Annotated in this window: 13 protein-coding genes; 5 read left to right on the forward strand and 8 right to left on the reverse strand. The window is 61.7% G+C overall.

All coding sequences use genetic code 11. The features are described from left to right. Nucleotides 1–197: 197 nt before the first annotated feature. From acnD to prpD, 3 genes are all read left to right on the forward strand, one after another. Nucleotides 198–2792 (forward strand): Fe/S-dependent 2-methylisocitrate dehydratase AcnD, encoded by a 2595-nt coding sequence (gene acnD, locus M2400_RS06565; protein WP_177044766.1) that lies wholly within the window; start codon nucleotides 198–200, stop codon nucleotides 2790–2792. A gap of 42 nt (nucleotides 2793–2834) precedes the next feature. Then, entirely contained in the window at nucleotides 2835–4025 is a 1191-nt protein-coding gene (prpF, locus tag M2400_RS06570) for a 2-methylaconitate cis-trans isomerase PrpF (RefSeq protein WP_259198823.1), read from the forward strand. 90 nt (nucleotides 4026–4115) lie between these two features. Next, nucleotides 4116–5600, forward strand: coding sequence for a 2-methylcitrate dehydratase (prpD, locus tag M2400_RS06575; protein ID WP_259198824.1), 1485 nt, complete (start codon nucleotides 4116–4118; stop codon nucleotides 5598–5600). A 167-nt stretch (nucleotides 5601–5767) separates the two neighbouring features. Here prpD and M2400_RS06580 read toward each other — a convergent pair whose 3' ends face one another. The 7 genes from M2400_RS06580 to M2400_RS06610 all read right to left on the reverse strand — a co-directional run bounded on the left by M2400_RS06580 (nucleotide 5768) and on the right by M2400_RS06610 (nucleotide 14515). After that, nucleotides 5768–7090: an AAA-associated domain-containing protein gene (locus tag M2400_RS06580; RefSeq protein WP_177044760.1), complete on the reverse strand. Its 1323-nt coding sequence runs from the start codon at nucleotides 7088–7090 to the stop codon at nucleotides 5768–5770. A gap of 14 nt (nucleotides 7091–7104) precedes the next feature. After that, a complete protein-coding gene (locus tag M2400_RS06585; RefSeq protein ID WP_177044759.1) occupies nucleotides 7105–8850 on the reverse strand; it encodes an ABC transporter permease subunit in 1746 nt (581 codons plus the stop codon). 225 nt (nucleotides 8851–9075) lie between these two features. Continuing rightward, nucleotides 9076–9804, reverse strand: a complete 729-nt coding sequence (locus M2400_RS06590) for an alanyl-tRNA editing protein (RefSeq protein WP_177044757.1) — start codon at nucleotides 9802–9804, stop codon at nucleotides 9076–9078. A gap of 2 nt (nucleotides 9805–9806) precedes the next feature. Continuing rightward, nucleotides 9807–10799, reverse strand: a complete 993-nt coding sequence (locus tag M2400_RS06595) for a serine O-acetyltransferase (protein ID WP_177044755.1) — start codon at nucleotides 10797–10799, stop codon at nucleotides 9807–9809. Between the two features lie 22 nt (nucleotides 10800–10821). Then, complete coding sequence (locus M2400_RS06600; RefSeq protein WP_259198834.1) at nucleotides 10822–11736, reverse strand: PLP-dependent cysteine synthase family protein; 915 nt, start codon at nucleotides 11734–11736, stop codon at nucleotides 10822–10824. Nucleotides 11737–11760: 24 nt separating this feature from the next. Continuing rightward, nucleotides 11761–13620, reverse strand: coding sequence for a molybdopterin-synthase adenylyltransferase MoeB (gene moeB / locus M2400_RS06605; protein WP_259198825.1), 1860 nt, complete (start codon nucleotides 13618–13620; stop codon nucleotides 11761–11763). Between the two features lies 1 nt (nucleotide 13621). Continuing rightward, nucleotides 13622–14515 carry a DMT family transporter gene (locus M2400_RS06610; RefSeq protein WP_177045149.1) on the reverse strand — a complete coding sequence of 298 codons (894 nt, stop codon included), beginning with the start codon at nucleotides 14513–14515 and terminating at the stop codon, nucleotides 13622–13624. A gap of 150 nt (nucleotides 14516–14665) precedes the next feature. Between M2400_RS06610 and M2400_RS06615 the strand changes: the two genes are divergently transcribed. Then, nucleotides 14666–16090 (forward strand): PLP-dependent aminotransferase family protein, encoded by a 1425-nt coding sequence (locus M2400_RS06615; RefSeq protein ID WP_177044751.1) that lies wholly within the window; start codon nucleotides 14666–14668, stop codon nucleotides 16088–16090. 112 nt (nucleotides 16091–16202) lie between these two features. Here the strand turns inward: M2400_RS06615 and M2400_RS06620 are convergent, their stop codons facing one another. Further along, nucleotides 16203–17021, reverse strand: a complete 819-nt coding sequence (locus M2400_RS06620) for a pyruvate, water dikinase regulatory protein (protein WP_010176424.1) — start codon at nucleotides 17019–17021, stop codon at nucleotides 16203–16205. Nucleotides 17022–17199: 178 nt separating this feature from the next. Here M2400_RS06620 and ppsA point away from each other — a divergent pair, with 178 nt between their 5' ends. After that, on the forward strand, nucleotides 17200–19575 hold the full coding sequence (gene ppsA / locus M2400_RS06625) for a phosphoenolpyruvate synthase (RefSeq protein ID WP_177044743.1): 2376 nt from the start codon (nucleotides 17200–17202) through the stop codon (nucleotides 19573–19575). The last annotated feature ends 94 nt before the right edge of the window (nucleotides 19576–19669 follow it).

A 19669-nucleotide genomic window follows, 5' to 3' on the forward strand; every position in this document is an offset into this window, starting at 1 on the left:
AATCTGAGGCGCCGGTTTTAAGGATCGGAACCGGTTCAATGTGGGAGCTGGCTTGCCTGCGATAGCATCACCTCGGTGTAACTGACACATCGAGGTGCCCGCATCGCGGGCAAGCCCGGCTCCCACAGGGACCGTGTTCATCCAGGCCCATGCCACAGGTTTTTGCTGTACACCTTACCGTGACCGAGTCCCAGCCTATGAACACTGAACACCGCAAACCGCTGCCCGGCAGCCGCCTCGATTTCTACGACGCCCGTGCGGCCGTCGATGCAATCACCCCCGGCGCCTACGCCACGCTGCCGTACACCTCCCGCGTACTCGCCGAGAACCTGGTGCGTCGCTGCGACCCGGCGACCCTCAACGCGTCCCTGAGCCAACTGATCGAGCGCAAGCGCGACCTCGATTTTCCGTGGTTCCCGGCCCGCGTGGTGTGCCACGACATCCTCGGCCAGACCGCCCTGGTGGACCTCGCCGGCCTGCGCGATGCCATCGCCTTGCAAGGCGGTGACCCGGCCCAGGTCAACCCGGTGGTGCCCACCCAACTGATCGTCGACCATTCCCTGGCCGTCGAAGCCGGTGGGTCTGACCCGCAGGCGTTCGAGAAAAACCGCGCCATCGAAGACCGCCGCAACGAAGACCGTTTCCACTTTATCGAGTGGACCAAAAAGGCCTTCAAGAACGTCGATGTGATCCCGCCGGGCAACGGCATCATGCACCAGATCAACCTGGAGAAAATGTCTCCGGTGATCCAGGTGCGTGACGGCGTGGCCTTCCCGGATACCTGCGTCGGCACCGACAGCCACACGCCGCACGTGGACGCATTGGGCGTGATCGCCATCGGCGTTGGCGGCCTCGAAGCGGAGAGCGTGATGCTTGGCCGCGCCTCGTGGATGCGCCTGCCGGAAAGCGTCGGCGTGGAGCTGACGGGCAAGCTGCAACCGGGCATCACCGCCACCGACATGGTGCTGGCGCTGACCGAGTTCCTGCGCAAGCAAAAGGTCGTCGGCGCGTGGCTGGAGTTCTTCGGTGAAGGCGCGTCCGCGCTGACCCTGGGCGACCGCGCCACCATCTCCAACATGGCCCCGGAATACGGTGCCACCGCAGCGATGTTCTACATCGACCAGCAGACCATCGCCTACCTGAAACTCACCGGCCGTGAAGACGAACAAGTCGCCCTGGTGGAGCAATACGCTCGCCACACCGGGCTGTGGGCAGACGACCTCAAGGGCGCGCAATACGAGCGTGGCCTGAGCTTCGATTTGTCCTCGGTGGTGCGCAACATGGCCGGCCCGAGCAACCCACACGCCCGTGTTGCCACCAGCGACCTGGCGGCCAAGGGCATCTCTGGCCAGTGGGATGACGTGCCGGGGCAAATGCCCGACGGCGCGGTGATCATCGCTGCCATCACCAGTTGCACCAACACCAGCAACCCGCGCAACGTGATTGCCGCCGGCCTGCTGGCGCGCAACGCCAACAAGCTCGGGCTGGCCCGCAAGCCGTGGGTCAAGTCGTCCCTGGCGCCGGGTTCGAAAACCGTAGCGATGTACCTCGACGAAGCCGGGCTGACCACTGAGCTGGAGCAGTTGGGTTTCGGCGTGGTGGCGTTCGCCTGCACCACCTGCAACGGCATGTCTGGCGCGCTCGATCCGGTGATCCAGCAAGAGATCATCGACCGCGACCTGTACGCCACCGCCGTGCTCTCGGGCAACCGTAACTTCGACGGCCGCATCCACCCGTACGCCAAGCAAGCGTTCCTCGCTTCGCCGCCGCTGGTGGTGGCCTATGCGATTGCCGGCACCATCCGTTTCGACATCGAAAAAGACGTGCTGGGCCTGGACGCCGACGGCCAGGAAATCCGCCTGAAGGACATCTGGCCGAGCGACGAAGAAATCGACGCAGTAGTCAAGGCCTCGGTCAAGCCGGAGCAGTTCCGCCAGGTCTACATCCCGATGTTCGCGATCCATGAAGACACCGGCCCCAAAGTCACGCCGCTGTACGACTGGCGCCCGCAGAGCACCTACATCCGCCGCCCGCCGTATTGGGAAGGCGCCCTGGCCGGCGCACGTCCGCTCAAGGGCATGCGCCCGTTGGCGGTGCTGCCGGACAACATCACCACCGATCACCTGTCGCCGTCCAACGCGATCATGCTCGACAGCGCCGCCGGTGAATACCTGGCGAAAATGGGCCTGCCGGAAGTCGACTTCAACTCCTATGCGACTCACAGGGGCGACCATTTGACCGCGCAACGCGCCACCTTCGCCAACCCGAAACTGTTCAATGAAATGGTGGTTGAAGACGGCAAGGTCAAGCAGGGTTCCCTGGCGCGCCTGGAGCCGGAAGGCAAGGTCACGCGCATGTGGGAAGCCATCGAAACCTACATGGAACGCAAGCAGCCGCTGATCATCATCGCCGGTGCCGACTATGGCCAGGGTTCGTCCCGGGACTGGGCGGCCAAGGGCGTGCGCCTGGCGGGTGTGGAAGCGATTGCTGCCGAAGGCTTCGAGCGTATCCACCGCACCAACCTGGTGGGCATGGGCGTGTTGCCCCTGGAGTTCCTGCCGGGCACCGACCGCAAGACGTTGAAGATCGACGGCACCGAAACCTACGACGTGATCGGCGAGCGCACCCCGCGTGCGCAACTGACCTTGTTGATCAACCGCAGGAATGGCGAGCGTGTCGAGGTGCCGGTGACCTGCCGCCTGGACACGGCTGAAGAAGTGTCGATCTACGAGGCGGGCGGCGTGTTGCAACGCTTTGCCCAGGACTTCCTGGAATCGGCTGTTACTGCCTGACAACTGTGGCCGGGGTTCGCGCCCCGGCCCATGAGGACCACCATGGCACACGTACCGCAGATCAAGATTCCCGCCACCTACATGCGTGGCGGCACCAGTAAAGGCGTGTTTTTCAGCCTCAAGGATTTGCCCGAGTCGGCCCAGGTTCCCGGTGCCGCACGGGATGCCTTGTTGTTGCGGGTGATCGGCAGCCCCGACCCGTACGACAAGCAAATCGACGGCATGGGCGGCGCCACCTCCAGCACCAGCAAAACCGTGATCCTCGCCAAGAGCACCCGCGCCGATCACGACGTGGACTACCTGTTTGGCCAGGTATCCATCGACAAGCCGTTCGTGGACTGGAGCGGCAACTGCGGCAACCTGTCGGCGGCGGTGGGGTCGTTCGCCATCAGCGCCGGGCTGGTAGACGCGGCGCGGGTTCCGCAAAACGGCGTGGCCGTGGTGCGGGTCTGGCAGGCAAATATCGGCAAGACCATCATCGCCCACGTGCCGATCACCGGCGGCGCGGTGCAGGAAACCGGCGACTTCGAACTGGACGGCGTGACCTTCCCGGCCGCCGAAGTGCAGTTGGAATTCATGGACCCGGCGGCAGAAGAAGAGGGCGGCGGTGGCTCGATGTTCCCTACCGGCAACCTGGTGGATGACCTGGAAGTACCGGGTGTCGGCACGTTCAAGGCGACGCTGATCAATGCCGGGATTCCCACCATCTTCATCAATGCTGAAGACCTGGGTTACGCCGGTACCGAGTTGCAGGGCGCGATCAACAGCGACCCCAAAGCCCTGGCGATGTTTGAAACCATCCGCGCCCATGGCGCACTGCGTATGGGCTTGATCAAACACCTGGACGAAGCGGCCCAGCGCCAGCACACGCCGAAGGTGGCGTTTGTGGCAAAGCCTGCGGATTACGTGGCGTCCAGCGGCAAGGCGATCAAGGCAGGCGATGTGGACCTGCTGGTGCGGGCGCTGTCCATGGGCAAGCTGCACCACGCGATGATGGGCACGGCGGCGGTGGCGATTGGCACGGCGGCGGCGATTTCCGGCACGCTGGTTAACCTCGCAGCGGGCGGTGTGGAGCGCAATGCAGTGCGGTTCGGACATCCGTCCGGCACGTTGCGCGTGGGCGCCGAGGCCAGCCAGGTCGACGGTGAGTGGGTCGTGAAAAAAGCCATCATGAGCCGCAGTGCGCGAGTGTTGATGGAAGGTTTTGTGCGCGTGCCCGGCGACTCTTTCTAACGATCACAGGCAGGCGCCAAGACCTGCCTTTTATAAAACTTCAACCCTGACCCTGAGGATGGAACAACCCCTAACTTTTGGAGTACTGCCATGAGCGCCAACGTCGACCAGAACAACCGCCCCGACTATGACCGGGTCCTGCAGGACATCGCCGACTATGTCCTGGACTTCAGGATCGAATCCCGCGACGCCCTGGACACCGCCCGCAACTGCCTGATGGATACCCTCGGTTGCGGCCTGCTGGCCCTGCGTTTTCCGGAGTGCACCAAGCACCTGGGGCCGATCGTCGAAGGCACGGTGGTGCCGTTCGGCGCACGGGTGCCGGGCACCTCGTTCCGCCTGGACCCGGTCAAGGCCGCGTGGGACATCGGCTGCATCGTGCGCTGGCTCGACTACAACGACACCTGGCTCGCCGCGGAATGGGGCCATCCCTCGGATAACCTCGGCGGTATCCTCGCAGTCGCCGACCATCTCTCGCAAAAGCGCGTGGCCAATGGCGATGCGCCGCTGCCCGTGCGGGCGGTGCTGGACGCGATGATCATGGCTCACGAAATCCAGGGCGTGATTGCCCTGGAAAACTCCTTCAACCGCGTCGGCCTCGACCATGTGCTGCTGGTGAAAGTCGCCTCCACCGCCGTCACCGCCAAACTGATGGGCGCCAACCGTGAGCAACTGCTGTCGGCCCTGTCCCAGGCGTTTGTCGATGGCCAGGCGCTGCGTACTTATCGCCATGCGCCGAACGCCGGTTCGCGCAAGTCGTGGGCGGCGGGGGATGCGTCGAGTCGCGGAGTGCGCCTGGCCGATATCGCCATGCGTGGCGAGATGGGTATTCCCGGTGTGTTGAGCGCGCCGCAGTGGGGCTTTTATGACGTGCTGTTCAGCCACACCAACAAGGACCTGGCGCTCAAGCCTGAAGACAAGCGCGCCTTCAGCCTGTCCCAGCCCTACGGCACTTATGTGATGGAAAACGTGCTGTTCAAGATCAGTTTCCCGGCCGAGTTCCATGCGCAAACCGCCTGCGAAGCAGCAGTGACCCTGCACCCGCAGGTGAAGCACCGTCTGCATGAGATCGACAGGATTGTGATAACCACCCACGAGTCGGCAATCCGGATCATTTCCAAAGTCGGGCAGTTGGCCAATGCGGCGGACCGTGATCATTGCCTTCAGTACATGACGGCTGTGCCGCTGGCGTTTGGCAACCTGGTGGCCGAGCAATACGAAGATGAGTTCCATGCGGCCCATCCGATCATTGATGAGCTGCGGGAGAAGATGGTCATCGTCGAAGAGCCGCGCTACAGCCGCGAATACCTGGAGGCCGACAAACGCTCCATTGCCAACGCGGTGCAGGTGTTCTTCAAGGATGGTTCCAGCACCGAACAGGTGGCCGTGGAATACCCGATTGGCCACCGCCGCCGCCGGGTGGATGGCATTCCGTTGCTGGAGGACAAGTTCAAGGCCAACCTGGCGACCCGGTTTACCGCACAGCGCAGTGCCGAGATTTTTGCGCTGTGCAAGGATCAGGAAAAGCTTTTGGCCACCCCGGTAAACCGCTTTATTGAGCTGTTCGTGATCTGAAAAACACCACGGCACTCACTATGTAAACCACAATCAATGTGGGAGCTGGCTTGCCTGCGATGCAGGCACCTCGGTCTTCCAGATACACCGAGGTGATGCCATCGCAGCCAAGCCAGCTCCCACATTTGTTCTGTGTTGTTCAATGGAAAGTGGTCGGCATCATGTCGCTACATGCTGCCTTCCACATCATCCAGGCTGAACGTCTCGGTATGGTCGTCATAGGAGAAAATCTCCGCATACCGCCCCCACGCCACCACGCTTTCCAGGGTTTTCTCCACAAACGCCTCGGTCAGCGAATCTTCCAGTTCCTGCTCGAAGCGCACCCGCGGCGCCCGATGGCCGCTGCGCTCCAGCAACACCTGGTGAATGCGTGCGGCCAACGGCACGTGGCGGATCAGATGTTCGGCGAACAGGGTTTTACGCTCTTGGGTGCCGTAGTCGGCGAACAGTTTGCCGGCGTCGGTGAGGGTGATGTCGGCGCCCTTGAGTTCGGCGAAGCCCAGATGCTCAAGCATCTCCGCTACCGGGAACAGATCGTCGACTTCCAGCAAGCGCCGCTCGGCCACGGTCGGCAGGCCGGCGTGGCCGTTGTAGGGCTCGGCGGCCAGGGTTTCGATCAGGCCGGCCATCAGGTTGGTGGAGACTTCGGGCAGCAGGCTGCCCATTTTCAGCTCAGGCAAACCTCTGCTCGCGTCAGCGCTGCGGCGGTCGGTCATCAGGGCGTAGATGTCATCGACCATCTGCCTGAAGGTCGGGTCCAGGCGGTTGCGCGGGTGTGCAAACGGCACCTTGATCTCGGCCACCACCCGGCCAGGGTTGGACGACAGCACCAGGATGCGGTCGCACATCAGCACCGCTTCTTCGATGTTGTGGGTCACGATCAGGATCGATTTGATCGGCAGCTGCTTGCCGCTCCACAGGTCCAGCAGGTCGGTGCGCAGGGTTTCAGCGGTGAGCACGTCCAGCGCCGAGAAAGGCTCGTCCATCAGCAGCAAGGTCGGGTTGACCACTAGCCCGCGGGCAAAGCCCACACGCTGGCGCATGCCGCCGGACAGTTCCCGTGGGTAGGCGTTTTCAAAACCGTCCAGGCCGATCAGGTCGATGGCCGCCAGTGCGCGCCTGCGGGTTTCCTTGCGCTCGACCTGCAAGGCCTGCAGGCCGGCCTCGACGTTTTCCAGCACGGTCAGCCACGGGAACAGCGCAAAGGTCTGGAACACCATGGCCACGCCCTCGGCCGGGCCGGTCAGTGGCTTGCCGTTGTACAGGACTTCACCCGACGAGGGCTGGATCAGCCCTGCGATGATCCGCAGCAAGGTCGACTTGCCTGAGCCAGAGCGGCCGAGCATGCCGACAATCTCGCCTTCGTGCAGGCTCAAATCCACGCCGCTGAGGACTTGCAGCTCGTCTTTACCTTTGCCGAACACCCGGTTCACGTTTTTCAACGAATAGATTTCCGGGGTGTCGGCGGCATGCTCGGTATAGGTAGTCATCTCAGCGAATCCCATCAATTCAGACGAAGTTTGTTTTCAGCGATGGCGTACATCGGCCGCCAGACCGCGCGGTTGAACGCCACCACGAAGATCGACATCACCACCACGCCCAGGGCAATTTTCGGGAAGTCGCCGGCAGCGGTGGTCTGTGCGATGTAGGCGCCCAGCCCGTGGGCGACCACGTTGTCCTGGCCCCAGGACACGTACTCGGACACGATACTGGCGTTCCAGGCACCGCCCGAGGCGGTAATGGCGCCAGTGACGTAGTACGGGAAAATCCCCGGCAGCATCACTTTGCGCCACCACAACCAGCCACGAATGCGGAAGTTGGCGGCGGCTTCCTTGAAGTCATTGGGAAACGCGCTGGCGCCGGCGATCACGTTGAACAGGATGTACCACTGGGTGCCCAGCACAATCAGCGGGCTCAGCCAGATATCCGGGTTGAGGTTGTAGTGCAGGATCACGATGACGAACACCGGGAACAGCAGGTTCGCCGGGAACGCCGCGAGAAACTGCGCCAGTGGCTGGATTTTTTCCGCCAGGGCCGGGCGCAAGCCGATCATCACGCCTAGAGGTACCCAGATCAGCGAGGCGATCAGGATCAGGCCGGCCACCCGCAACAGGGTGATCAGGCCCATCAAAAATACATGGCCGACTTCGGCCAAGGTCACCTCGGTGCCGACGTACTGCACGATGTGATACAGCGCATAAGCGGCCAGCAACGCGATGAGTGTGCCCCACACCCAGTCGATCACTTTTGATGCTTGCGGGGTTTCTGCCGGCAGCGCCTTGAGTGCACCGCCCGCCAGGCTGAAGCGTTTGTTGCCCAGGCGGCTGACGGTGCGGGTAACAGGCCGCAGGATGCGCTGGACGATGCGCGTGCGCTGGATCAGGTTCAACAGCCAGGATTGCGGCGCCGCGCCTTGGGAGGCGGTGGTTTCCATGCGGAACTTGTCGGCCCAGGCCACCAATGGGCGGAACAGGAACTGGTCGTACATCAGGATGACCACAATCATCGCCAGGATCACGTAGCCCACGGCGTGCAGGTCTTTCTGGGCAATCGCCAGGGCCAGGTACGAACCCACGCCCGGCAAGGTGATGGTCTTGTCGCCGACGGTAATGGCCTCGGAGGCGACCACGAAAAACCAGCCGCCGGACATGCTCATCATCATGTTCCACACCAGCCCTGGCATGGCGAAGGGCACGTCGAGCTTCCAGAATCGTTGCCAGCCGGAAAGCCGCAGGTTGGTCGATACTTCCACCAGGTCATGGGGCAGCATGCGCAGCGACTGGTAGAAGCTGAACGTCATGTTCCAGGCCTGGCTGGTGAAAATCGCAAAGATGGCCGCCAGCTCCGCGCCGAGCACGCGCCCGGGGAACAGCAGCAGGAAGAACGTCACGGTAAACGAGATATAACCCAGCACCGGTACCGATTGCAGGATGTCGAGCACGGGCACCAGTAGCTTCTCGGCGCGCCGGCTTTTGGCGGCCAGGGTGCCGTACAACAGGGTGAACACCAGCGCCGCAACCATCGCCGCCAGCATGCGCATCGTGGTGCGCATCGCGTATTCCGGCAGGTTGGCCGGGTCCAGCGAGATGACTTCACTTTGCAAGGTAGCGATGGGCGCCCAGGTTTCCCGGGCCGTGATGGAGAAAAACAGTAAAAAGCCGATCACCAGGGGCAGGGCGACCAAGTCCCAGCGGTTGGGCAGCAAGCGCAACGTGGACGCAGGTATGTAGTGACGGAGCACTCTTTTCATAGGCAGTCATTCCTGCAGCGTTCAGGTTCAGGGCGTATTGGGAGTGAGCTTAGCTGCTGCACGAATGACCCATCGGGAAGGAAGGGCGCTGTTTTCGCGAGTCAGGGCAACGAGGCGTTGTTGGCGGGATTGTACGTTTCTGAATGTTACAAGCACATAAATTTGCTGTCAGTTTGCTGTACGAACTGCGGCTAGGTCGTTGGCGCCCCAGCCGCTGCCCGGCGGCTATTCAAACCGCAGGATCACCCGGCGGTTGTGTTTGCTTTTCTTCTCGATTTTTTCGCAGAACACCCGGCCGATTTCCTCGGTATTGGTCACATGGGTGCCGCCGCAAGGCTGGATGTCGATCCCGGTAATTTCGATCACCCGTACCGAACCCTGGATCACCGGCGGTGCCACCGCCTGGGTGCGGGTGATCTGCAGCAGGGTGGAATACTCCGAGGCGGGCATCGACAGGGTTTTCACCGCGTGTGCCTGTTCGATCAAGGCGTTGAGGTCGCGGGTGATGGTCTCTTTGTCGAGGGTCATTTCCGGCAGGTCGAAATCCAGCCGGCCCTTGTCGAAGCTGATGCTGCACCCGGTCACAGGGGCATCAATGATTGAGCACAGCAGGTGCAGGCAGGTGTGCATTTTCATGTGCTGGTAGCGGCGCTCCCAGTCCAGGCTTGCGTCCACCTGCATCCCGGCGGCCAGTTGTTCGGGGCAGTGTTCCACTTGATGCCAGATGATCGAGCGCAGCACCGGGTCGCGCACGGTGCCGGTGATGTCGACGCGGCTGCCGTCGGGCAGTATGAAGTGGCCGGTGTCGCCTGGTTGCCCGCCGCCGGTGGGATAGAACAGCGTGTGCTCCAGGGCGATCCCCTGTTCACTGACGGCAATCACCCGCGCACTGAAAGCGTTCTGGTAAGGCGCGCTGTCGAACAGCGCGAGGGTTTCCATGGTGTGCACGGACATGTTCAACCTCCGACGATCAGTGGGCTGGCTTGCAGCAGGCGACGAACCATCGCGCTTAAGCCAGGGGGAGAGAGCAGGGTGATTTCAAATTCGGGCCCGGTCACTTTCAGGTTCAGCGGCAGGCGCGGCGGGTAACTGTTGGTTTCTATGTGCCGCAGGCGGAACTGCAGGTGATGGCGTTCCTTGACCGTGGGTTCCAGCAGCAGGCCGGGCAGGGGATGGAAGTCGGCGTCCAGCACCGTCACCTTGTGGCTGGCGTTGACCTCGCCCACCACGTGCAGGCGTTCGTCGAGGGCGAACGCGCCGAGGTAGTTGCTGTGGTCCGACTCGTCGTTTTTCTGCAGCTGGATCTGGTTGACCACCTTGACCTTGGTACCGGCCGGCACGTCCTGGGTGATCACGCAGGAAGGGCTGATGAACACGTTGTCGCCGATCAGCACATAGCCCAGCACCCGCGCGCCGGAACCGACTTCCACGTTGTTGCCCAGGCGTGGATGGCGCTTGCCGTCCGGGTTGTTGGCGATGCCCCGGGCGCCGAGGGTCACGCCGCAGAGGATGTAGCAGTCGTTGCCGATCTCGCAGGTTTCGCCGATGACCGTGCCGTAGCCGTGGTCCAGCACAAAGCGCCGGCCGATGCGGGCGGCGGGGTGAATTTCGGCGCCGGACAGAATCTTGCCCTGGTTGCTCAGTTTCAGGGCGATGGCACAAAACGCGCCGTCGCCCTTGTCCGGGAAATTCCATACCTGGTGCGCCAGCCGGTAGTACAGCACCGCCTTGAACGAGGCATAGGATTCCAGGATCAGCTCCCCGCGCCCACGGGAGGCCGGGTCGCGCCAGGCATAGGCGATCAGGTCTTCGGCCACCGCCTGGGCCGCTGTCTGGACCAGCGTGCCAAGGTGCTCCTCCAGTTGCTTCAACTGCGCGGGCGCCAGCGTGGTGATGAGGTGGGTGAGCAACTCATCGTGCAGTTGTTGCATGTCGATAAAGCCCCCCATGGAGGCACCCCCGCAATAGTTGTTATTCAAAACAGGGCAAATAGCTGTCGGCACTGTCGTAGACCATGGTCAGCACGACGGTGTCGGTGCGCAGTTCCGGTGCCAGCTTGGCGATGGCCACCATGTTGGCGGCCGACGACAGCCCGAGGCTGATGGCGTCGGTGCGCATGATGCGTTTGATCATGTCGAGGCATTCCTGGCGCGATACCTTGAGCATCCCGTCAATGATCGCGACGTTGAGGATGCTCGGGATCAAGCCGATGGACAGGCCCTGGATATGGTGCGGCGCGTGGCGGTCGCTGAGCAGGTCGCATTCTTCCGGCTCCACGCCCATCACGCGGATCGTCGGCCAGGCGCTCTTGAGGGTTTCGCCGATGCCGGTGATGTGGCCGCCGGTGCCGATGCCGCTGACGAAGTAGTCCACACGCTTGTCGCCGAAGGCGCGGATGATTTCCCGGGCGGTGGTGTCGCGGTGGGTTTGCGGGTTGGCGCCGTTGCGCTGCTGGTTGAGCATCACGTAGCTGGGGTTTTCCAGCTGCAGCTCCATGCACTTTTCGCCGTGGGAATTGTTGCCCAGGCGGCTGTCCGACAGCACCACCCTGGCGCCGTACAGGCGCAGCAGTTTCTGCTTCTCGGGGCTGTAGTTGTCGGGAATCACCAGCACCACTTTGTAGCCCAGCACATTACCGGCCATCACCAGGCCGATGCCGGTGTTGCCGCCGCTGGGCTCGATGATGGTTTGCCCGGAACCACGGATCAGAATGCCCCGGCGCTCGGCGTCGAGGATCATGCCCAGGGCGATGCGCGCCTTGTGGCTGCCGCCGGGATTGAGGGATTCCAGCTTGGCGTAGACCTCGATGCCGAGGTCTTCGGAAAACTGTTCCAGGCGCACGATAGGCGTTTGGCCAATGGCGTCGAGTATCGAGTTATGCAACATCAAGTAAGAACCCATGGCCGCTGATCAGTACAAAGGCATGTCGGGTTCGACGTCGCGAACCCAGTGTTTCATGCCACCTTGCAGTACTTTGGTGTTGGCGAAGCCGGCGGCCAGCAAGGTGCTGGCGGCTTGCTCCGCGCGGGTCCCGGCGTAGCAGATCAGGTAGTGGGTGTTGTCGCGGCTGAGGTTGGCGAGTTGCCCGTCGAGTTCGGCCAGGGGGATGTGCACCACCCCCGGCAACTTGCACACTTCCAGCTCGCTGGCATCGCGCACGTCCAGCAGCACGTCGGCCTTGCTGTGTTGTTCGAGCAGTTGCTTGAGTACCCGTGGCTTGATGTAGCGCTCTTCGGCGAGCGACGGCTGGCTTGGCATGGCATCGGCGCAGACGGCGGGTGCGATGGTTTGGCTGTGGCGCAGTTCCGAGCAGCAAGGGCAGTCGGCGCGGCGCTTGAAGCGGATCTCGCTGAATTTCATCGCCAGTGCATCAAAGCGCATCAGCCGGCCCGACAGCGGTTCGCCAATACCGATCAACAGCTTGATGGCCTCGGTGGCCTGGATCATCCCGACCACGCCCGGCAATACGCCGATGACGCCACCGGCGCTGCAATTGGGCGCCAGTTCCGCCGGCGGGGCCTGGGGAAACAGGCAGCGGTAGCACGGCCCGCCTTTATAGTTGAGCACGCTGATCTGCCCGTCGAAGCGGTAGATGGCGCCGTACACCAACGGCTTGCCCAGTTGTACGCAGGCGTCGTTGACGAGGTAGCGGGTTTCGAAATTGTCGGTGCCGTCGATCACCAGGTCATAGGCGCCCACCAGTTCCAGGGCGTTGTCGGTGTTGAAGGCGGTGTCGTAGGTGTTGATCTGGATGTGGCTGTTCAGGTCCTGCAAGCGCTGCTTGGCGGACTCGACCTTGGGCAGGCCCAGGGTGCTGTTGCCGTGGACGACCTGGCGTTGCAGGTTGCTGCTTTCCACCACGTCGAAATCCACCAGCCCCAGGGTGCCGATGCCGGCCGCCGCCAGGTACAGGCTGATGGGCGAACCGAGGCCGCCGGTGCCGATGATCAGCACGCGGGCTTTCTTCAGGTTCAACTGGCCTTCGCGGCCGACGCCGGGCAGGGTGATGTGGCGCACGTAGCGCTGCACTTCCTCGTTGCTCAGTTGATCCACATCCATGCCGCCGGAGGTGGCCAGCAGGACCTCGATTTTTGCCTTCTCAGGCAATGTGTCGTTGGCGTCGATCAGCTCTTCCTCGGCGGTAAACAGGAAGTGCTCCTTGAGCTGGTTGTTCTCGTAGAGCAGGTGCGCCCGCAATTGCGGGTGCTCGGTGCACAGGTTTTCAATGACTTCGCGCAATGTCGATCCGGCACCCTCGAGGGTCGATGCTGGCAGCTTGGCCACGCGGACCAGGATGTCGGGGAAAGAGACAGCGTTCATGCACAACTCCGTTTGCAGGTCGTTGAAGGGGTTTTGGGCGAAGCGCTTGCCATCCCAGGCAAACAGCTTGGAACCTTGGGTCTGGCCCTGGCGAACATCCACCACCAGGTAGCTCACGGGGTAGATCGGCTCGCCCATGAAGAGGGCCTTGTCCTGGTCTTCGTCGCTGAAATACGCGCCGACGTCAGGGTGGGAGTGGTAGATCACCACCACCGGGTTATCACTGCGAAACGCCTTGTTCATCATCAGCGTGTCGGCCACCGAAAAGGTGTAGCCGTTGGCAGCGCTGCGTGAATACATCTCGGGGTTCTTGCGGTGTAACTCGTTCTGGATATTGCTGCCCAGGTACACGCTGCCATCGGCGAAAACAAAGCCGCAGCATTCCTCGGGATAGCTGCGGTCGGCGTGGGCGTAAATCTGCTCCAGGGCGCTTGGGCTCAGGACCTTCATCTCAGTTTTTCTTCGCCAGGAGCTTTTCGATGGGCAGCTTGGTAATCGCAAAACCGGCCAGCAGGATCGCCGAATACATCATCAGGTCCTTGGAAATCTGCACGCCTTCGTACCAACTGCCGATGATCACGGCGAACACCGGGAAGATGATGAACACGAAGGACAAAATGATCGGGCTCAGGCGCTTGAGCAGCATGAAATACACGATAAAACCACCCACCGAGGCCACCAGGCCGAGGTAGAACAGCGCACTCCAGGAACGCAGGGTGATGTCTTCGAAGGTCGGGGTTTCAAACCAAAGCCCGGCGACAAACAGCATCAGCCCGGCGATGCCGATGGGCAGGGTGTTGTAGGTGATCACGCTGATGGCGCTGCCTTGTTTCTTGGTAATCACGTAGCACAAGGCATGCATGATCGCGGCGGCCAGGATCGCCAGCACTCCGAAGAACTCGGCATGGTCCAGGTGCAGGCCCTGGCTCTTGATGATCATGTACAGGCTGCCGAAACCGATGGCGATACCGACCACCTGGGAAAAGTAGATGCGCTCACGCAGGAACAACGCGGAGAAAATCAGGATAAACACCGGCATGCAACTGAACAGCAGGGCGGTGAGGCCGGACGAGACATGCATCTCGCCGTAGTTGAGCAGGTAATACGGAACGCTGAAGTAGGACAGCGTCACGAACACGAAGAACCAGCGGCTCTCCCGGGGAAACAGGATCGGCTCGCGGCGCACCCAGGCAAAACACAGGAACAGCGGGAACGCGATCAGAAAGCGCAGCCCGGCGGAGGTCAGCGGCGGCACGCTTTCCACGGCGATCTTGATCCCAAGCCAGGTGGTGCCCCAGCTCAGGCACACAATCAGGAACATCACACTGGTAATCAGCCCAGCCAACCACTGCTTGTGAGTTTTTGTTTTTTCAGCGTTTTCGAGAACGGCGGACATTGGCATCGTGACATTGCTTCCATGAGACCGAATTGACCTCTATATTGAGTGCCTTGATTCGGTGATTGAACCCGTAAAAGCACACTATTAGGGCGAATGATGGCTGTCAAAACAAATATTGACATGGTGTCAATTATGCGAGAAGGACTCTCCAGCGGGCAGGGCGTGAAGTACAAACGCCTGTCCGATGTCATGGAGCGGGGCATTCTTGAAGGCTTGATTGAACCGGGAAGAAAACTGCCACCTCACCGGGTGCTTTCCGACAATCTGGGGGTAACCATTGGCACCATCAGCCGCGCCTACGGTGAGCTGGAACGGCTGGGGTTGGTGGTGGCGCGCGTGGGTGACGGCACCTTCGTGCGCAAGCGTGGGATGGAGCGCCAGCGGGATGAAGGCTTTCGCAACTTCAGCGATGAGCCGCGGCAATACTTTGATATGAGCCGCAACATGCATATCCCGGGGCAGGAGACCACGTTCCTGGCCCAGAGCTTCCAGACCCTGGCCACCAACGCCAAGTTCTTGCAGGACATCAGTGCCTACACCCCGGACGCCGGGCTACCGCGTTACCGTGCGGCGGGCGCACAGTGGCTGGTGCAGCGGGACTTCCACCCGATTCCCGAGCAGGTGATTTGCGTGAACGGCGGCCAGCACGGGCTGCTGTGCGCACTGATGGCGCTGCTGCGGGCCGGCGATACGGTGGTCACCGAGCAACTGACCTATCCGGGGCTGATCACCGCCGCGCGGATGCTGGGAATCCGCCTCATCGGCCTGGAAATGGATGAAGAAGGCCTGCTGCCGGGGGCGCTGGATGAAGTCTGTCGCAATCACCGGGTGTCGGCGTTGTACTGCACGCCGACCATCCAGAATCCTACGACTGCGGTGCTGTCGGTCGCGCGTCGGGAGGCGTTGGTCAAGGTGTGCCGTGAGCACAATCTGCTGATTCTTGAGGACGAGGCCCACGGTGTGCTGGTGGAAGATCGTCCGCCGCCCCTGAGCTATTTCGCCCCGGAACGTACGATTCTGATCAGCAGCCTGAGCAAGGCGGTGTCGGCCGGGTTGCGCGTCGGGTACGTGCATGCGCCGCCGGCGCTGGTCAGCCGGATTTCCGCGGCCCTGCGCTCAACCTGCTGGATGGCCACCCCGGTGACCCTGGAACTGGCGACCCAATGGATCGAAAACGGTACGGCTGAGCACCTGTTGCATCAGCAGATCCAGGAGATCAGCCGGCGCAAGGCGTTGGTTGAAGGGTTGCTGATCGGGCTGGAGTACCGCACCCACCTCAATAGCCCGCACTTCTGGATCGAAGTCCCGGAGCCTTGGCGCGCGTCGGAAATCGAGGCGGAGCTGAAGCAGAATAATTACCTGATTGCCACCGCCGAGGCGTTTGCGGTGGGGCAGACGGCGGTGCCGCAGTTTATCCGGGCGAGCATCTGCAATACGTCGGGGGATGATCAGTTGCTGCTGGATGGGTTTGATGCGCTGGCGACGGCGTTGGGGCAGGGTGGGGGGCGGTTTCACCTATAGGCAGGTTGACCGCGTTATCGTTCATCGCGGGCAAGCCCGGCTCCCACAGGGGAATGCATTCCAATGTGGGAGCTGGGCTTGCCTGCGATAGCGCTGGTTCAGGCCATGAAGATTACTTGAACCGCCGCTCCACCCCTTTCTCCACCAGAATCTTCGCCGAAATCTCTTCCACCGAAAAATGCGTGGAATTGATGTGCGCAATATTCTCCCGGCGGAACAGATTTTCTACTTCCCGCACTTCAAATTCGCACTGCGCATAGCTGGAGTATCGGCTATTGGGCTTGCGTTCATTGCGAATCGCCGTCAGCCGGTCCGGGTCAATGGTCAGCCCGAACAGCTTGTGCTGGTGCGCGCGCAGGGCGGCAGGCAGCGTCAAGTGTTCCATGTCGTCTTCGGTCAGCGGGTAGTTGGCCGCGCGAATCCCGAATTGCATGGCCATATAGAGGCAGGTCGGCGTCTTGCCGCAGCGGGACACGCCCACCAGGATCAAATCAGCCTTGTCGTAATAGTGGGTGCGGGCGCCGTCGTCGTTGTCGAGGGCGAAGTTCACCGCCTCGATCCGCTCCATATAGTTGGAGTTGTGGCCAATGGAGTGAGATTTTCCGACGGAGTATGACGAATGTTCACTTAACTCTTGTTCCAGCGGCGCCAGGAAGGTAGAGAAGATGTCGATCATGAAACCATTGGAGGTCGCGAGGATCTCACGAATGTCCTGATTGACGATGGTGTCGAAAATGATCGGACGAAATCCGTCTTTTTCGGCCGCCAGATTGATTTGTTGTACCATGGCTCGCGCTTTATCCACGCTGTCTATATACGGTCGCGTGAATTTGCTGAAGGTAATGTTTTCGAACTGCGCCAACAGGCTTTGACCCAGGGTTTCGGCTGTGATGCCGGTGCCGTCGGAGATAAAGAAAGCAGATCGTTTCATTTGAGCCTTGGGCCTTAAGCTGATGACGAATCTTGGATATGATAGGCGCGATTTTGCCGTCCCGCAGTGGGCCGCATTCTCACTTATTTTCCAGGTCCAGGCCACAAACGCCGGTAACTGCTCCTACTGAGCCGCCGGCGTCCTGAGCTTTTCCAACACAGAAAGTGGAGAGATCACCTTGGTAGAGTACGTAGTTTCCCTCGATAAGCTCGGCGTCCATGATGTAGAGCACGTAGGGGGCAAGAACGCATCCCTGGGCGAGATGATCAGTAATCTTGCGGGCGCCGGTGTATCGGTGCCAGGTGGTTTTGCCACCACCGCCCAGGCTTACCGTGATTTCCTCGAGTTGAGCGGCCTCAACGATCAGATCCATGCCGCGCTCGATGCGCTGGACGTCGATGACGTCAACGCCCTGGCCAAGACCGGTGCCCAGATCCGTCAATGGATCATGGAAGCCGAGTTCCCCGAGAAGCTCAACGCCGAGATCCGCACCGCGTTTGCCACGCTGTCGGCCGGTAACCCTGACATGGCCGTCGCCGTGCGCTCCTCGGCCACCGCCGAAGACCTGCCGGACGCCTCCTTTGCCGGTCAGCAAGAAACCTTCCTGAACATCCGCGGCGTGGAAAACGTGATCCGCGCGGCCAAGGAAGTGTTTGCCTCGCTGTTCAACGACCGCGCCATTTCCTACCGTGTACACCAGGGTTTCGACCACAAGCTGGTGGCTCTGTCTGCCGGTGTGCAGCGCATGGTGCGTTCGGAAACCGGCACGGCCGGCGTGATGTTCACCCTGGACACCGAATCGGGCTTTCGCGACGTAGTCTTCATCACCGGCGCCTACGGCCTCGGCGAAACCGTCGTACAAGGCGCGGTGAACCCGGACGAATTCTACGTCCACAAACACACCCTTGAAGCCGGCCGTCCGGCCATCCTGCGCCGCAACCTGGGTAGCAAGGCGATCAAGATGATCTACGGCGACGAGGCCAAGGCCGGTCGCTCGGTAAAAACCGTTGATGTCGACAAGGCCGAACGCGCGCGTTTCTGCCTGACCGACGCCGAAGTCAGCGAGCTGGCCAAGCAGGCGATGATCATCGAGAAGCACTACAAGTGCCCGATGGACATCGAATGGGCCAAGGACGGTGACGACGGCAAGCTGTACATCGTTCAGGCCCGCCCTGAGACCGTGAAGAGCCGCACCTCGGCCAACGTCATGGAACGCTACCTGTTGAAAGAAACCGGCACCGTGCTGGTGGAAGGCCGTGCCATCGGCCAGCGCATCGGCGCCGGCAAGGTGCGGATCATCAAGGACGTGTCCGAGATGGACAAGGTCCAGCCAGGCGACGTGCTGGTCTCCGACATGACCGACCCGGACTGGGAACCGGTGATGAAACGCGCCAGCGCCATCGTCACCAACCGTGGCGGGCGTACCTGCCACGCGGCGATCATCGCCCGTGAACTGGGGATCCCGGCAGTTGTGGGTTGCGGCAACGCCACCCAACTGTTGAAAGACGGCCAGGGCGTGACCGTGTCCTGCGCCGAAGGCGACACCGGCTTCATCTTCGAAGGCGAGCTGGGCTTCGACATCAAGCAAAACTCCATCGACGCCATGCCGGACCTGCCGTTCAAGATCATGATGAACGTCGGCAACCCGGACCGCGCCTTCGACTTCGCGCAGTTGCCGAACGCCGGTGTGGGCCTGGCCCGCCTGGAGTTCATCATCAACCGCATGATCGGCGTGCACCCCAAGGCCCTGCTGAACTACGACGGCCTGCCGCCGGACATCAAGGAAAGCGTCGACAAGCGCATCGCCGGCTACAGCGACCCGGTGGGCTTCTACGTCGAGAAACTGGTGGAAGGCATCAGCACCCTGGCGGCGGCGTTCTACCCGAAAAAGGTCATCGTGCGCCTGTCGGACTTCAAGTCCAACGAATACGCCAACCTGATCGGCGGCAAGCTCTACGAGCCGGAAGAAGAAAACCCGATGCTGGGTTTCCGTGGTGCCTCGCGTTACATCAGCGAAGCCTTCCGCGATTGCTTCGAGCTGGAATGCCGTGCCCTCAAGCGCGTGCGCAACGAAATGGGCCTGACCAACGTCGAAATCATGGTGCCGTTCGTGCGCACCCTGGGCGAGGCGAGCCAGGTGGTGGACCTGCTGGCTGAAAACGGCCTGTCCCGTGGCGAGAACGGCCTGCGCGTCATCATGATGTGCGAGCTGCCGTCCAACGCCATCCTGGCCGAAGAGTTCCTGGAATTTTTCGACGGCTTCTCCATCGGCTCCAACGACCTGACCCAACTGACCCTGGGCCTGGACCGTGACTCGGGGATCATCGCCCACCTGTTCGACGAGCGTAACCCTGCGGTCAAGAAGCTGCTGGCCAACGCCATCCAGGCGTGCAACAAGGCTGGCAAGTACATCGGGATCTGCGGCCAAGGCCCTTCCGATCACCCGGACCTGGCCAAATGGCTGATGGAACAGGGCATCGAAAGCGTTTCGCTGAACCCCGATTCCGTACTGGAAACCTGGTTCTTCCTGGCTGAAGGCCAAGCCCAGGCGTAATACGTAACACCCCCAAGTGCCGGTCAACCTTGCGGTTGGCCGGCATTTCTCATTCTGTACAGGGCGGAACTCCATCCGGACGCCGCCCTTTTTT

Source organism: Pseudomonas sp. BIGb0558 (genome assembly GCF_024807515.1).
GTDB lineage: Bacteria > Pseudomonadota > Gammaproteobacteria > Pseudomonadales > Pseudomonadaceae > Aquipseudomonas > Aquipseudomonas yamanorum_A.